This is a genomic window from Hufsiella ginkgonis (assembly GCF_009834915.1).
GTDB classification, from domain to species: domain Bacteria; phylum Bacteroidota; class Bacteroidia; order Sphingobacteriales; family Sphingobacteriaceae; genus Hufsiella; species Hufsiella ginkgonis.
The window spans coordinates 407,877-424,228 of record NZ_WVHS01000004.1; the positions used below are offsets into that span (position 1 = coordinate 407,877).

Annotated in this window: 10 protein-coding genes and 1 pseudogene; 7 read left to right on the forward strand and 4 right to left on the reverse strand. The window is 52.0% G+C overall.

The window, feature by feature from the left end:
* The first annotated feature begins 1 nt into the window (after position 1).
* The 4 genes from GS398_RS18050 to GS398_RS18065 all read left to right on the forward strand — a co-directional run bounded on the left by GS398_RS18050 (position 2) and on the right by GS398_RS18065 (position 6,582).
* Positions 2-1,699 (forward strand): hypothetical protein, encoded by a 1,698-nt coding sequence (locus tag GS398_RS18050; RefSeq protein ID WP_160908209.1) that lies wholly within the window; start codon positions 2-4, stop codon positions 1,697-1,699.
* A gap of 74 nt (positions 1,700-1,773) precedes the next feature.
* Positions 1,774-3,414, forward strand: a complete 1,641-nt coding sequence (locus GS398_RS18055) for a TldD/PmbA family protein (RefSeq protein WP_202406122.1) — start codon at positions 1,774-1,776, stop codon at positions 3,412-3,414.
* 117 nt (positions 3,415-3,531) lie between these two features.
* Entirely contained in the window at positions 3,532-4,878 is a 1,347-nt protein-coding gene (locus GS398_RS18060) for a TldD/PmbA family protein (RefSeq protein WP_160908210.1), read from the forward strand.
* 63 nt (positions 4,879-4,941) lie between these two features.
* Positions 4,942-6,582: a TldD/PmbA family protein gene (locus GS398_RS18065; protein ID WP_160908211.1), complete on the forward strand. Its 1,641-nt coding sequence runs from the start codon at positions 4,942-4,944 to the stop codon at positions 6,580-6,582.
* A 178-nt stretch (positions 6,583-6,760) separates the two neighbouring features.
* On the opposite strand, the gene GS398_RS18070 is transcribed toward GS398_RS18065, so the two are convergent.
* Positions 6,761-8,020 carry a glycoside hydrolase family 88/105 protein gene (locus tag GS398_RS18070; protein WP_160908212.1) on the reverse strand — a complete coding sequence of 420 codons (1,260 nt, stop codon included), beginning with the start codon at positions 8,018-8,020 and terminating at the stop codon, positions 6,761-6,763.
* Between the two features lie 369 nt (positions 8,021-8,389).
* On the opposite strand from GS398_RS18070, the gene GS398_RS18075 reads away from it, so the two are divergent.
* Positions 8,390-8,989 carry a class I SAM-dependent DNA methyltransferase gene (locus GS398_RS18075; RefSeq protein ID WP_160908213.1) on the forward strand — a complete coding sequence of 200 codons (600 nt, stop codon included), beginning with the start codon at positions 8,390-8,392 and terminating at the stop codon, positions 8,987-8,989.
* Positions 8,990-9,242: 253 nt separating this feature from the next.
* Here GS398_RS18075 and GS398_RS18080 read toward each other — a convergent pair whose 3' ends face one another.
* Positions 9,243-10,796, reverse strand: a complete 1,554-nt coding sequence (locus GS398_RS18080) for a Na+/H+ antiporter (protein WP_237488252.1) — start codon at positions 10,794-10,796, stop codon at positions 9,243-9,245.
* Between the two features lie 211 nt (positions 10,797-11,007).
* On the opposite strand from GS398_RS18080, the pseudogene GS398_RS22890 reads away from it, so the two are divergent.
* Positions 11,008-11,082: pseudogene (locus tag GS398_RS22890) on the forward strand (M57 family metalloprotease); the annotation flags it as partial.
* A 98-nt stretch (positions 11,083-11,180) separates the two neighbouring features.
* Here GS398_RS22890 and GS398_RS18090 read toward each other — a convergent pair.
* On the reverse strand, positions 11,181-12,038 hold the full coding sequence (locus GS398_RS18090) for a VOC family protein (RefSeq protein ID WP_160908215.1): 858 nt from the start codon (positions 12,036-12,038) through the stop codon (positions 11,181-11,183).
* Between the two features lie 103 nt (positions 12,039-12,141).
* Positions 12,142-14,331, reverse strand: coding sequence for a penicillin acylase family protein (locus GS398_RS18095; protein WP_160908216.1), 2,190 nt, complete (start codon positions 14,329-14,331; stop codon positions 12,142-12,144).
* Positions 14,332-14,591: 260 nt separating this feature from the next.
* On the opposite strand from GS398_RS18095, the gene GS398_RS18100 reads away from it, so the two are divergent.
* Entirely contained in the window at positions 14,592-16,352 is a 1,761-nt protein-coding gene (locus tag GS398_RS18100) for an HsdM family class I SAM-dependent methyltransferase (RefSeq protein ID WP_160908217.1), read from the forward strand.

Consider the following 16,352-nt stretch of genomic DNA (forward strand, 5'->3'; position numbering starts at 1 on the left):
TGTGATCATAATCATCCTTTCCCTGGCATTGCTGGCGTTCGTACTTTGGCGGGAAATTGTACGTGTAAACAGGCTGAGGCTGGCGTGGCGGGTAGCCGCATCGGTCATTGCCGTTGCCTCGCTCACTTTTATGGCGGTGCCCCTCCTTGTCCCCCAGGGCGGCCCGATGATCGCTTCTGCGAAACCCGTACTGGCAACCGATGGCGCGAATATCGACAGCCTTTACAGGACTTATCAACGCACACCAATCTACACGCTCGACCGGGAGCTCGCAAACGAACATCCCGGCAAACTGACGTATATTTCAGATCCGTCAATGATTCCGTCGCCCGCCGGGGACAAAAGCTTCCAGGTCGCAGGCAACGGCTTTACGGCGGATGAGTTACGGGAATTAAAAGGGAGCACGTTTACCTATACGCCTCCCGGCTTTCCCCAAGGCATCATTTCAGCGCATTGGACCCAAAAAGTACAGTTTGGCGAAAATCTTATCCTCTCCGGGAAATACCGCAACCTATCAGACAGACCGGTAAAACTTATCCTCGAGGGGTTAGGCACAAACCTCGATTCCGTTACGGTCACTCCACGGCTTACCAGCAATTTCGTGTTTCGCAACACACCTTCCCACGCGGGAAGAGCCGTGTACCTGGTCCACGCGGTCGATGGCAAAGACACCCTCTCTACCGAAAAGGTCCCTGTAGAAGTGCTTAAGCATGATCCTTTAAAAGTATTGATCCTTGCTGCCGCCCCGGGATTCGAAAATAAGTTTCTTAAAAATTGGCTTTATGAACACGGTTATGCCATTGCCGTCAGGACCACCATCAGCAAGAACAAGTACGGCACGGAATACCTGAACATGGAAAATCCGGGCGGCGAATTACCGGGCGCATCATCGCTGGCAGGCTTCAGCCTGGTAATTGCCGACATCGACGAGTTGAACGCCCTGGAAGGATCGGCCGCATCCGGATTAAAAAGCCTGGTTAACAAGGGGATGGGATTGATTATCCGGGCCGACAGCAGCGGAAAGTCGGCTTTCGGGGCATTCAAAACATATCCGTCAGCAGAGGTGCTGAAAGCATACCCGGTAAGGGTACCTCCTGAAAAAGCAATGTTACTGGAAACTGAGCATCCTTATTTCGTACATCGCCTGCCGGGAGACCAGCCGCTGGTGACGGACACCAAAGACCGTACCTGGGTAAACAGTGTCCTTTACGGCAGGGGAAAGGTGGCGTTAAGTACCATCGGCGATTCGTATAAATGGCAGCTTTCCGGGAACACTGCTGCTTACGACGGCTTTTGGTCTCTGCTGGTAGCGAAGGCCGCAAAGAAGGACGAAACTACTGAGTTGTTCCTGCAGCCATCACCTGCCGTAGCGGGTGAGCGCGTAGTCATGCTTTCCAATGCCGGGGAGGATGCCGCGACAGCGCCTGCCAGCTGGTCCCTTCACAGCGGGTGGATGCCGCTAAAGTCCGGGAACTTAATACAGGATTGGGCCTATATTTATCCCCGCGGAAGCTGGAAAGCCCTAAAAACGACAGAAACTATCAAAAATACCACCTTTTTTGCGCAGGTAAGACCCGATTCGGGGTCTGATGGCCTTAAAACCGCCGGAAAATCGCTAACGTCGGTCCCAAAATGGCTCTTCTTCGCCCTATTTCTTCTTTGCAGCGCCTTTCTATGGCTTGAAACAAAATTGTTATAAACAAAAAAGGGACGCCGTTGCGAAAAATTTGATAGATTGTGAACTTAAATAACAGCTTAAGGAGGAATACCATTTTGAAAAGACGAGATTTTCTTTATTTATCCGCTATGGGCGCAGGCGCTATGGCAATGCCCGGTCTTCCGGCTTTTGCCAGGGAAATCGACCCGCTGGAAGCACTCCAGGAAGGCATTGATGTAAAGCTCAAGAAGCAGCTAGCCGATGTAGCCCTGAACGCCGCCCGTGCGAAAGGTGCAACTTATGCCGACATCCGTATTGGCCGGTATCTCCGGCAAACAGTGGCCGCACGCGACAACCGGGTGCTGGGTGTTTCCAATAGCGAATCGTTTGGCGTAGGGATCCGCGTAATCGCAAACGGATGCTGGGGATTTGCCGCTACCAACAAAGTAACGAAGGATGACATTGCAAAGGCGGCAGAAAAAGCCGTCGCGGTAGCAAAAGCGAACGCCAGGATCTCCGGCGCGCCGGTACAACTCGCCCCGCAGAAAGGATATGGCGAGGTAAGCTGGAAAACGCCGATCGTTACCAACGCGTTCGAAGTACCGATTAAAGATAAGCTGGACCTCATCCTTGCCGTAAATGCGGCAGCGCTCGCGGGCGGCGCCTCGTTTGTCAATTCAAATATCGGGGCAATTAACGAGCAAAAATATTTCGCTTCTACGGATGGCTCTTATATCGACCAGGACGTGCACCGCATTTCGCCGGGCTTTAACGTTACCAAGACCGACCGCACTGCCGGTGTTTTCGTGAACCGCGGTGCATTAAGCATGCCGATGGGTATGGGATACGAGTACCTCGACGCCAGACCCTCCGACAAGGTGCAGAGTGTGATCACCCTGTATAAAAACCGTTACGACATCATGGAAGATGTGAAGAACGCCGTAAAAGACCTGGATCAGAAAATGAAGGCAAAATCCGTGGAGCCCGGTAAATACGACCTGGTGCTCGACCCTTCGCACCTGTGGCTAACGATCCACGAATCGGTTGGTCACCCCACCGAGCTCGACCGCGTATTGGGCTACGAAGCCAATTATGCCGGTACCAGCTTCCTTACCCTCGATAAATGGCAATCCAAGAAATTCAATTTCGGCAATAACCTGGTTAACTTTGTCGCCGATAAAACCCAGCCCGGATCATTGGGCGCGGTCGGTTACGACGACGAGGGAGTAAAATGCGGCAAATGGGACCTGATAAAAGACGGGATCCTGGTGAATTACCAGGCTATTCGCGACCAGGCGCATATCATCGGCCTGAACGCTTCGCAGGGCTGCTGTTATGCCGATGACTGGAGCTCCGTGCAATTCCAGCGCATGCCGAACGTATCCCTCCAGCCGGGAAAAACCAAGCTGGGTGTAAACGAGATGATCAAAAACGTGGAAAAAGGCATTTATATCATCGGCGACGGTTCGTACTCCATCGACCAGCAGCGCTACAACTTTCAGTTCAGCGGTCAGAACTTTTACGAGATCAGGAACGGACAGATCGTTGGCATGATCAAAGACATGGCCTACCAGGCTAACACACGCGAATTCTGGAACTCGGTAGCTGCTATCTGCGACGAAAGCGATTATCGCCTTGGCGGATCCTTCAGCGACGGAAAGGGACAACCGGGACAGTCGAGCTCCGTATCCCACGGCAGTTCTACCACCCGCGTAAACGGGGTGAACGTGATCAATACGGCGAGGAAGATCGGGTAGTTGGACGTCAGACCGCATGGCTCCGGCCGCCGATCATAAATGAACAGAGCTCAAAAAAGTTAAATAGAATCTTTAAAAACGTACAACGTCAAACGTATAACGTATAACCACAAGAAAATGGCCCTTTTAACCAAAGAAGAAGCACAGGCGATCTTGAAAAAAGCACTCAGCTATTCAAAAGCCGACGAAGTTGAACTAAGCCTCAGGGGATCTGAGGGCGGAAACATCCGCTATGCGCGCAACGCGGTATCAACCGCAGGCGAGAGCAGCACCATGAGCCTGAGCGTAAGCTCGACTTTTGGAAAACAAACCGGTAACGCAAGCATCAACGAGTTTGATGACGCCTCGCTGGCAAAAGTAGTTGCCCGTTCGGAAGAGCTGGCACGCCTGGCGCCGCCCAACCCGGAATTTATGCCCGCACTCGGCGACCAGGGACCTTATAAAGAAGGCAAAGGATTTATCGCTGCAACCGCTGCCATGACTCCCGACACCAGGGCAGAAATGGTTGCAAAAAGCTTACAGGCGGCCAAAGATGCCAAGCTGGAAGCAGCCGGATTCCTGGAAAATTCCGCTGGGTTTGGCGCTTCAATGAACAATAAAGGATTGTTCCTGTACAGCCGCAACACGGATGTATCGTTCTCCGTTACCCTGCGTAACGAGGCAGGCACGGGGTCGGGCTATGCCGAAAAGAGTTTTAACGACGTGAATATGCTGGACGCACTGAACCTCACTAAGGTAGCGGCGTACAAAGCAAACGCATCGGCAACGGCGAAAGCCATCGAGCCGGGCAAATATACCGTGATCCTAGAGCCATTAGCGGCGGCAGACCTCATGGCCGGCGTGATCGGCGGTTTTGATGCCCGCAGCGCAGAAGAAGGACGAAGCATCCTTAGTAAAAAAGGCGGAGGCACACGCCTCGGGGAGCAGTTCTTAAGCGAACTGGTGACGATCTATACAGACCCATACGATGAACGTATGCCCGGCTCGCCCTTCACCGGCGAAGGAACACCTACCGAAAAGATTGTTTGGGTAGAAAAAGGGGTGGTGAAAAATCTCGCTTACTCCCGTTATTGGGCAGCCAAAAAAGGCGTTAAACCAACTCCCGGTGGCGGCGGCGGCCGCGGTGGCGGTGGTGGCGGCGGCGTGATCTTCGCCGGAGGCTCAGGAACAACCGAAGACCTGATCAAATCGACCGAAAAAGGCATCCTGGTAACCCGCTTCTGGTACATCCGATCGGTGGATCAGCAGACCGGCCTCGTTACCGGTCTTACCCGCGACGGTACTTTTTACATCGAGAACGGCAAGATCGCCTTCCCGATCAAAAATTTCCGTTTTAACGAAAGCCCGATCATTGCACTTAACAACGTAGAAGCGTTGGGCACTCCTGTGCGCCAGGGCCGTGTGGTGATCCCGCCTATGAAGATCAGGGACTTTACGTTTACTTCGCTGTCTGACGCCGTTTAAAAAGGCTGGACGTATAATGTAATACGTTATACGTCCAACGCATAACCATTTAACGTTACTACTTTGAAAAGAAGAAACTTTATGTACCTTTCCGGCATGGGCCTCGGCGCCACCATGCTGCAGGGGATCCCAGTGCTGGGGCGCGACATTTCCATCGGGGAAATGCTTACACCCGTAGATGTTGCGCTAAAAAAAACACTCTCGGACGTTGCGCTCAATGCTGCTAAATCAAAGGGAGCCACGTATGCCGACGTACGTATCGGCCGGTACCTTAACCAGTCGGTAAACGCACGCAATGGCAATGTGCAGGGCGTATCGAACTCCGAATCATATGGCGTGGGCATCCGTGTAATTGCCAACGGCTGCTGGGGATTCGCCTCCACCAACAAAATGACAAAAGACGAGATCGCCAAAGCGGCAGGCTTCGCGGTAGCGGTGGCCAAAGCGAACGCTAAGATCTCCGGCGAACCGGTACGCCTGGCACCGCAAAAGGGATATGGTGAGGTGAGTTGGAAAACGCCGTTCGAAAAGAACGCATTCGAAGTGCCGATCAAAGATAAAGTAGACCTGTTGCTGGCCGTAAACGCCGAAGGCATGAAGGGCGGCGCAACACAGATCATGTCTTCGCTCGGGTTTGTGAACGAACAGAAATATTTCGCATCTACCGACGGCTCGTATATCGACCAGGACGTTCACCGCATCTGGCCTACCTTTACCGCCACCAAGATCGACCGGGCAAGCGGCGCATTTGAAAGCCGCAGCTCGCTGAGCGCCCCCATGGGCCTTGGTTATGAGTACCTCATTCCCGACGAAAAGGAGAAAATTAAAGGAGGCCCGGCTACCTTGTACAAAAAGCGGTACGATATGCTCGAAGACATGCGTGAAGCGGCCGCACACATCGGCGAAAAGATCAAAGCCAAATCCATCGAGCCGGGCAAGTATGACCTGGTACTCGATCCTACACATTTATTCCTTACCATCCACGAATCTGTAGGTCACCCTACCGAGCTCGACCGCGTACTGGGCTACGAAGCCAACTATGCCGGTACCAGCTTCCTGACATTGGATAAATGGGAGTCGAAGAAATTCAACTTCGGCAATAAGCTGGTAAACATCGTGGGCGACAAACTGGAACCGGGTTCGCTCGGCGCCGTAGGTTATGACGATGAGGGCGTGAAGTGCGGCAAATGGGACATTATCAGGGATGGTATCCTGGTAAACTACCAGGCGATCCGCGACCAGGCGCACATCCTCGGCCTTAACGCTTCGCAGGGTTGCTGCTATGCCGACGACTGGAGCAGCGTACAGTTCCAGCGCATGCCAAACGTTTCGCTGCAGCCGGGCAAAACCCCGATGAGCGCTGCGGAAATGATCAAAGGTGTGGAAAAAGGCATCTACATGCTGGGCCGTAACTCCTACTCCATCGACCAGCAACGTTATAACTTCCAGTTCAGCAGCCAGTTGGCTTACGAGATTAAGGAAGGAAAAATTGTCGGGATGTTTAAAGATGCAGCCTACCAGGCAAATACCCAGGAATTCTGGAACTCCTGTGCCGGCTTATGCGACGCCAACGATTACCGCTTAGGCGGAACATTTAACGACGGCAAAGGACAACCCAGCCAAAGCAGTGCGGTGTCTCACGGATGCCCTACCGCCCGGTTCAACGGGGTAAATGTTATCAACACCGGGCGAAGGATCGGGTAAAAAACACTGTTAATAACTCAAAAGCCCCGGTTAGCGCAATGCGGCCGGGGCTTTTAATTTAAAAACGTTTACTTAGAGATTAGTTGCCGCTGGCTTGATACGATTAACGTTAAGGTTTGTGGCTACGATCAGCCCTCTCATGGTACTTCGTTTAAACCGAAGAAATTGATCAGCCGAGTTATTTGCTTGCCGCCTTTTCAAACTTCAGGATCTCTACCCCGGCATCGATGAGCGGACCGGTACCGTGCTTTTCATTGAGGCCAACCGGACGCGTATAATAAAACACCATATTGTCCTGGATACCGGTGCCAACGCAGATATCTTTCAATTGCCCCAGCTCGTTGATCTTATATTTTTTTAACCCGTCCCAACCTGTTTTGGCAATAGACGCATAGCTTTTGCCGATCCATCCCTGGTTTACCGCGTGTGCGATGCCGTAAACAAACATCGCCGAGGCGGAGGACTCGAGGTACGAGTCGGGCCTGTCGAGCACCTGGTGCCAAAGGCCTTCTGGGCTTTGAAAATGAGCGATTCCCAGGACCTGCTTTTCCAGTTGGCGAAGGAGCTTCGGCCTTGCCGGATGATTGGCGGGCAGCAGGTCGAGCAGGTGGACCTGTGCGATCATGATCCACCCATTACAGCGCCCCCAATGAGCTACCCCGTTGCGTTGCACGTCGCTGTACCAGGCGTGCCAGTAAAGCTGGTTTTGGGGATCCCAGAGATATTTATCAAAGTTCACCACCTGCTTTATCGCATCGTCGAAGTACTTCTTCTCGCCCGTTAATTTTCCCATTCTTGCCAGGAACGGCACACTCATATACAGGTCGTCGGCCCATAACGTGTTTACGTGCGGGAATTTGCGTACGAACGTTCCGTCTTTCAGGCGAAGCCGCTCTTCCGTAAGGTGCATCGCGGCTTTCTTCACGTATGCCAGGTACTCGTCCTTCCGCTTACCCTCCGGCAGCGCAAGGATACTGGCGCTCATGGCGCCGAAGTCGTCCAGTTCTTCCATGGTGAACATCTCACCGTAAGGGTACCCGACGTGCGACCGGCCGCCCGGGAAACGCTTCTTAAACGTCTCGTAATTAGCAAAACCGAATGCGACATGATCGGCCGCATAATTGGTATATTTAGGCTCATTAAGATAATTGCCCAGGTTCACCATCGACATATTGAGCACGCCATGCGTATAATGCCAACCGGTATAACTGCTCGCGTATTTTACCGCTACACCCTCGGGTATGGCCGCAGCCGATGCGTAAAACTGCTTGTTGTCCGCTCCCTCGAAGCCAAGTTTGGTTTCGCGGATCACCTGGTCGGCTATCTTGCGCACCAGCGCCTCGTTCTCCTGTGCGGTGGCGCCCGGGAGAATGGCGATCAATAAAAGGACGGAGGCCACGAGGCGCCTGCGTGCGGTGTTAGGGTTTGGTACAATCATATTGTTTGGACGAAGGTAATTTTAAACGGCCGGTATGGATTCGAACTTCCGGCCTGCACGGAACGCCGGTAATTCTTTTGTAATAATTGGTCGTACTAAAAGTAAGGCGCAAGCTCCCGGCTGGCAACCTGTGGTGTCCTGCAGGGGCTACAAGTATGCTCTTGCCCGTTATAAGCAAGTTAAGCGTACACTCAAAGGAACTCAGCGCTTAGAAGATACTTCTCTGCCTGAAGGCTCACCAGGAAAGCTGCTCTCCGTTTTTTTGCTAATTTGGTTATTAAATTCAGCACCATGGCCAAAACACCCAGCTCGAACATTACCTGCAGTACAGCCTTCCATCTCAGGGCCGGTCGCATAAAACGATAAGGCATGCATGGTAAGAACGTAGCCGAAGCTTACGACGTCATCGCTGAATGGTTTTCAGAAAACCGTTCCAAGTGCCTGATGGAACAGCCATACCTCGACCTGGTGATCGCGGCGACCGGTGGTAATGGCACCGTTCTCGACCTGGGGTGCGGAACCGGCGAACCGATGATGGCCTACCTGTTTCAACAGGGAATCTCCGCGACCGGGGTCGATGCAAGTCAACGGATGCTGGAAATTGCCGCCAGCAAGTTTCCTGCTGCCGAATTTATATGCCAGGATATGCGCAACCTGTCTCTTAACAGGAAGTTCGGCGCCGTGATCGCCTGGCACAGTTTCTTTCACCTTTCGCAGGAAGATCAGCCTGGTATGTTCCGGATCGTTAAAAAACACCTGGCGCCTAACGGCATCTTCCTGTTCACTTCCGGTAATGAAGCCGGCGAGGTATGGGCCGTGAATGGTGGCGAGCATATTTTTCATGCGTCGTTAGATGCCGGGAAATACCGTGAGCTGCTTACAGAGAACGGCTACGAACTATTGCTGCACGTAACAGACGACCCTTTTTGCGGCGGAGCCACTGTTTGGATGGCCAAATTAAAGCTGTAACCGCCGTCGGAATCACAGCGGGTTGGCGTACGTGTATTCCAGCACGATACCAGCGGTAGCATCCAGTACATAGAGCTTTTTCTCGATCTCTTTATCCAGGCCGCGAAGTATCTCTTCGAAGGGGTTTCACCAAGTCCCCGTACCTTGATTCTTTGAGCCGCTATCCCGGAGTTAACGAGAAAGGGTTTAACAGGATTTGCCCGTCCGCTGCTTAAACGACGGTTAAAAACCTCCTTACCTGCATTATACCTTCTCAAATTCTCTTTAACCGTTCCTCTTCCAAATCAATTTGGTAGAGTTGCTGCCGGATAATTTCTTCGTCAATTTTCGGGTCCCTGTTAAGCTCCACCAAGTATTCCCGCTGGGCTGCCAGTAGTTCCACAAACACAGTTTTCGTTTTTTCACTCATCAGGGTTTCGTCTGTGGCTTTTGCCCGCTCCTCCCATATCTTCAGGAATTTCTCCATACCGGCATGGCCCTGCGGGTCGTTTTCGTGTTTCCGTTTCAGGGAGTGATAAACGTGTTCCTTCAATCCCTTTTTCATTTGCTGCCTGGTAGTTTCGTGCGATGCTTGCCCTGGGACCTGTTCAAATACACGCGACCGATTGATCAGCGCCGGAAGCGTAAGTCCCTGGATCACCAGTGTGAGCAAGATAGCGATGAAAGTAACGAACAAGATAAGGTTACGTTGCGGGAATTCCGTTCCGTTGGCCAACGTTGCGGGGATAGCTAATGCGGCGGCCAGCGAAACAACACCCCGCATGCCGCACCAGCCCAACACGAGCGGCACCAACATCGTTCTGCGGCGGGACGCGATGGTTGGAACCACGGCCGGACGAAAAATATAGGTGGCGGCTAACGCTGCATAGGCGCTAATGACCCGGGATATGATCAGCACCAGGGTAACCAGCACACCATAGCCTATAGCGGTGCCCAACGGGATTCCTTTTTCCCGGAGACCTTCCACGATGCCGGGAAGTGCCAAACCGATGACCAGGAATACAGTGCCATTCAAGATGAACACAAAACTTTCCCAAACGCTAAAACCCTGGATCCGGCTCGCACTGTTTAAAAACACAAGTCGCTTTGCCGACATAAACAAGCCCCCGCTTACCACCGCCAGCACCCCCGAACAATGGAACTGCTCGGCCACCCAATACATAAAATAAGGCTCTATAAGCGTTAATGCGATGTCTGATGATGCGTCTGTAGGTAACCGCTTATGCGCCTGGACAAAGATCCAGGCCAGCAGCAAGCCGATACCGGTGCCGCCAATCACCATCCAGAAAAAGCTCATGGCCGCCTCATGCCAAATAAACTGGCCGGTACCCACAGCCACCAGCGCGAAACGGAAAATGATCAATGACGATGCGTCGTTAAGCAGGCTCTCCCCTTCCAGGATGGCGGAAGTAGATTTTGGGATCTTCACAAACTTAGTGATCGCTCCTGTGCTCACCGCATCAGGCGGAGCCACGATCCCGCCAAGTAAAAATCCCAGCGCGATCGAAAACCCCGGGATATACCGGTTGGCGACTACGGCAACAGATAACGCAGTAAAAAACACTACTAAAAAAGCAAAGCTGCCGATAATGCGCCACCATTTTTTCATCTCTTTAAAAGAGATGCTCCACGAGGCTTCAAACAACAGCGGCGGCAGGAAAATGAAAAAGATCAGGTCGGGATCGATCTTTACCGCCGGCAACCCGGGGATAAAGCTAACCAGCAGACCGGCAACGACCAGCAAAATGGGATAAGCGATTTTTAGTTTGGCAGCCCACATTTCCAACAGTACCACAGAGGCAATCATCAAGAGCAGAAAGGGAAGAATGGTATGCATCGTTTTACAGGTGTTTCGGCACCGGGAAGATAGGGAAAAATCGGAAGTTACTTCAATGCAGCCCCGGGCACTTCGGTGGCGTATTACGAAGCATGTGCGGATTATATTATCTTCTTAAACAAAAACCAAGCGACTTATCTAAATCTATTGATCATATTATTATAGTAGGATCGCACACGAAATTAGTCATACGATCGGCCTGCGTCATACGGACTATATAGACAGGTCATTTAGTTGCGGGGGAATAGCGGTTAATAAAGGCAGCGCGCCCTCTTTACCGCCTAACTACGTTTGGTTCTATCCCGGACCGGCCTCCGTGGTACGGATGGTCTTGTCGCCGCTTACCTTTCCGCGCTACCCGGCCGCTTCCTCTAATGCCGCGATGTCAAATTTCTTCGTCTGCATCACTACCTGCATTACCTTTCCCGCTTTCTCAGGGTTCTTCATCAATTCAGGAAGAACGGCCGGGATGATCTGCCACGACACCCCAAAGCGATCCTTAAGCCATCCACATTGGCTTTCCACGCCACCGTCCGTGAGGCGTTCCCAGTAATAATCTATCTCCTGCTGGCTTTCGCATTCCACCACCAGCGAAACGCCTTCATTAAAAGTGAATTGGTGCGGACCAGAGCTATCCATAGCCATCATCACGGTGTCGCCCAGGCTGAACTGCGCATGTTTTATGTAACCAGCTACATCACCTTCGCCTTCCGCATACCGGGAGATGCCGCCGATATTCGACGGGCTAAAAACCGATGTATAGTAATCGATCGCTTCTTCGGCCTTGCCTGCGTTGGCCTGGGTAAACATCAGGCTGGGGCTATATTTCTGACCCACCTGCGAGAGGTCGCCAAGCATAATTTGCCAGCTTACGCCGAAGCGGTCTTTCAGCCACCCGTATTTTTTGCTCCAGGGATAGGTGTCGAGCGGCATGAGCACGTTTCCTCCTTCACCCAGGCCCGCCCAAATGCTGTCGGCCTCCGTTTCAGTTTGGCAGATCACGAAGAAAGAGATGGAAGGATTGGGGGTAAACATGGGGCCGCCGTTCAGAAACATGAATTTTTCTTTGCCTGCGCGTAAGGTGACCACCATGGGCGATTCTGAGGTGATCTCTGTGTCGGCGAATACCGAGCTGTAGAGGTCTGCGGCCTGTTTTGCGTTTCCGTCGAACCAGGTACAGGGGTAAATAGCGTGTTTGAGCTGGATTGTCATGGTCTTTGTTCTTGATTTAAAACAAAGGTAGAAGAGCCCCGGTATTTAAAAAACCCCTCCCGGCGACAAACTAGGGGGTAAGATGCGACAGCAATTGAGTGCCTTATTGCCCCGGCCGGTACCTTTTTTCTATATGTTCCAACACGTCCTCTTTATAAAACAGCACGTCTTTAAACTTGCCCGCCGCATATGCTCCAGCCTGGTCATAAAAATGCGGAGAATCGGGATCACCGCTTTCTCCACCGGCCAACAACGATTTCGCCCTGATCCGCGGACCGAATTCCACGGCACAGATGAAGCTGTTCCCGCTCACCCCGTATCGTTTATTTGTTCCCGGCATCACGCGGCTGTTAAATGAAGGCAATTGCCCCCAGGTAGCCGATGCGCGTCCTACCGGGATGCTTGGTTTGTCGTCGTCGTATTTTTCATCGATCGCGCCCGTCAGCCGCTGGAAACGGTTCACATCACCCCAGGGTAACTGCCAGGTACCGAACCTGGCTTGCAGGTCTTTAAGGGTTGTTTGCAACGGACCGAGCAGTTGTTCGGGCCTGGCGGTTGAAGCAAATTCGCGGGTCTTTTCCACCTGGTCCTTATCGCCCTGCCCGATATAGACCTGAGCGATGGCCGGCGACAATTTTTGTGCCCATTCTACCGCCAACGTGGTAGCCACCGACGAAGCAGACGAGCGGTAGTCCCATTTAGCGAGCAAAGCGATGGGTTCCTCCAGGTCGCGGTAGCCGGCGACTTTTTGCCCGTATGCTTTTAGCAGTGGCGGGATCAGCACTTCAAAAGCCGAAAGATAACTATCGTAACCGGTAGCGATCACCTTATCGAGCGTGAACGCATGTTCGCTACTCAACACCTTCACGGCATTGATCGCACGAAAATTCTCGCCGTCGGGTGCCATGTACGGCGGATAACCGGCTTTCTTCGGGCTATTTATTCCGGCAACAGTAAACGGCGTTGAATTGCAATTCTGCAGCCAGCCGTTTTTAGGATTGTACACGTGCACGCCTTCATTTACGGTGTGCAGCCCTTTGTAATCGGTTGCCGGTGTGGTGCCGTCCACCGCTTTTGACCAATCGAATTCCGGGTCCCTTTTCGGAATGTGGTTACCATGCCAATAAGCGATGTTACCCTTACTGTCGGCGAAAACGGTATTATTCGAGGTGTTGGCGAGCAGGCCCATGGCTTTGGTATAATCTTCCAGTCCTTTCGATTTGGTACGCAACCAACTTTGTACAAGGCTTTTTGCCGATCGGTTGTACGAGGTGAGGCTTACCCATTTACCGTCGCGTTTAGCCATTACGGGGCCATGGCGGGTAAAGTAAGTGCGGAATACCTTTTCCTTCAGCTGCCCGGCATCGGCATATTTGATCGCGATCTTCTTTTCCGTTACCGGGAGCTGTTTCCCGTCGTACTCGTAGAAATACTTATCGCCGGTTTTGATGATCTTCTCGAGGTACGAGTCTGCCACATCTACGGCGTTCGAGGTGTGCATCCAGCCGCAATAATCGTTAAATCCCTGGTATACGAAGAACTGGCCCCAGGTTACCGCGCCGTAAACGCGGAGTCCTTCTTCGCTGCTGATCTGCACCTCGGGCCTGAAATAAAACGTGGTATGCGGGTTGATCCACAAGATGGCATGGCCAGAGGCGGTGTTCTGCGGGGCAATAGCGAACCCGTTGGAGCCGCTGAGCTGATCGTATTCCCTGGGTGACAATGCCCCGGTTTTGATGTCGCCGGAGTAGAAGTCCCGTAACTCTCTTACCGTAATGTCGGCGGTACTGATGGCGCCGATGCTGCCGTCAGTCCATAAGTACGGGTACCAGGGTTTGAATTTGGTAAGGAGTGCCGGCTTTACCTGCGGGTGGGTATAGAGATAGTAATTGACGCCATCTGCATAAGCGTTGAGCAGTTTCTTCATCCAAGGCTCGGACCTGTTATAATCGGCGATGGCTTCGGTGGAGTCGATCAGGAGGCGGATCATGAGATCGTTGTACAGGTCTTTGTTCCCGTTCAGTTCCGATAGGCGGCCGAGTTTTTCGATGTAGTTCATCTCTACCCGCTTAAAATCGTCTTCGCATTGGGCGTAGAGCAAGCCGAAAACGGCATCGGCATCGGTTTTACCGTAGATGTGGGGGACACCGTAGTTGTCGCGGATGATCTCGACCTGTTTGGACCGGGATTGATAGCGGGAGATTTCGTCGGGCGTGGCCTTTTGCGCCAGGGTATAACCCGGAAGCAGGCAGATGAGGATGATAAAACGGGGGAGTTGCAGCGCTGGTTTCATGATGGAAGTGCCTGGTGACGTGGTTGAGCATTAAAGATAGGAGATGGATGGTAATGTAAATGCAACAAATAAGTTAAAAAGCTGCCTGCGGAATATTGTCGCCGCACGATCAGCCGCCCGCGCGTCAAACATGACGATACTGGCACCGTATTCGTCCTAACATCCTTATCTTTGAAACGATGGCTAACCCGAACACCTCATTTCAATTTCCGAACTTACCAAACCTTACGAAGCGGACGAAACCCGGTAACGATCAGCTATTGAAGCTTCTGTTTGATAACGACCCCGCGAAGGCCATAGAAAGCGGGAGAACGATGGCGGTAGCCTGGTTTAAGAAGCTGTCCGAAGACGCCGGCCAGATCCAGCATATACATAGTTTCATGTTTCGTGTAATGGCCGCTTATTGGTCGGCGCACCACCTCCAGGTTTCGTTACCAGCTGTGCCATCAGTAATAAAATTTTGTGATCTTGATTCGGGCGTAATCGCATTAGCGGAGGCGGTGGGTAAAGCTGCTGCTCAATTAGAGGTCATAGATGCAGGCTACCAGCTGGGCACTCTCTATACGTCAATTTTACCGCCGGCTATACGGTCTGCCAATGGCATTTTTTACACGCCGCCGCCGCTTACCCGGCGGATGCTTTCGATGGTAAAAGATGCAGGAGCTGATTATGCTTCGGCAAAATTCCTTGATCCTGCATGCGGCGGCGGGGCATTCCTGGCACCCATAGTAATGGAAATTGTTGCCGCACTACCCGTAACCGATCCGGAAACGATACTCACACACATAGAAGCTCATGTACAAGGGTTCGATACCGATGCCTTTGGCGGATGGCTCACACAAATCTTCGTAGAAACTACCCTAAAAGAATATACCTGCCCGGTAGGCAGACGTTTAAAATCACTCGTGAAAATTTGCGACAGTTTGTCGGTCGACCTAACCGGGGATGCCAGATTCGACGTAATTATCGGTAATCCCCCCTACGGTAAAGTGAAGTTAACCGATACTGTACGCGAACGTTTTAGTGAAGGATTATATGGTCACGCCAACTTATATTCTTTGTTTATTCATCTTTCACTGAACCTGGTAAAAACCAATGGGATCGTAGCACTGCTTACGCCCACCAGTTTCTTATCAGGCGAATACTTTAAAAACATCCGGCAATTGATCCGGAGCCGGGCTGCGGTATCGGAAGTCGATTTCGTATCTCATCGCAAAGGCGTATTTGATGATGTGTTACAGGAAACTATGCTTTCTGTTTTCCGCAATGGAGCCGTGGAAAATAAACCGGTAAGCGTAAACGAGGTGACGATAGGCAAAGGGCAGCTACAGTTAACTCATTCCGGGAAATTTAACCTTTCCAGCGAACTCACGGCCGTGTGGCTGTTGCCACGACGTAAAAACCAGTGCATGATGATAAAAGCGATGACTAAAATGACCCATAATCTTACCTCATGGGGTTATCGGGTAAGTACCGGTCCGCTGGTATGGAACAGGAATAAGTCATTATTAACCGCAAAGCAATCTCAAAACGGCTTACCTGTTATTTGGGCTGAATCGATTACCCCGGATGGACGATTCGAATGGAAAGCCGGCAAGAAAAACCACATGCCTTATTTCCGGCGCCCCGAAAGTAATCCGGTTTTAGTGACCGTACAACCCTGCATTCTACTGCAGCGCACTACGGCGAAGGAACAGCATAAGCGCTTAATCTGCGGCTACCTACCTGCCGAGTTTATTAAGCGTACAGGCGGTGTAGTGGTCGAAAACCATCTGAATATGATTATCCCGTCCGCTGCCACACAGGTCGCCCCCGAAGTGCTGAACGCGTTTTTAAACAGCAAAACCGTGAACGACGCTTTTCGTTGCATCAGCGGGAGTGTGGCTGTTTCTGCATTTGAGCTCGAGTCTCTTCCGTTACCTAAGGCCTCGAAACTTAACGGGCTATCCATGCTTGTACAACAAGGCGCATCCGGGGATGAAATTGAACGGGAGTGCCGCCGGATCTACCGGTTGAAATAG

Coding starts and splice junctions, on each gene's coding strand:
- GS398_RS18090 (WP_160908215.1), bottom strand. CDS start 12,038: ATGACAATCCAGCTCAAACACGCTATTTACCCCTGTACCTGGTTCGAC.
- GS398_RS18095 (WP_160908216.1), bottom strand. CDS start 14,331: ATGAAACCAGCGCTGCAACTCCCCCGTTTTATCATCCTCATCTGCCTG.
- GS398_RS18070 (WP_160908212.1), bottom strand. CDS start 8,020: ATGATTGTACCAAACCCTAACACCGCACGCAGGCGCCTCGTGGCCTCC.
- GS398_RS18060 (WP_160908210.1), top strand. CDS start 3,532: ATGGCCCTTTTAACCAAAGAAGAAGCACAGGCGATCTTGAAAAAAGCA.
- GS398_RS18075 (WP_160908213.1), top strand. CDS start 8,390: ATGCATGGTAAGAACGTAGCCGAAGCTTACGACGTCATCGCTGAATGG.
- GS398_RS18080 (WP_237488252.1), bottom strand. CDS start 10,796: ATGATTGCCTCTGTGGTACTGTTGGAAATGTGGGCTGCCAAACTAAAA.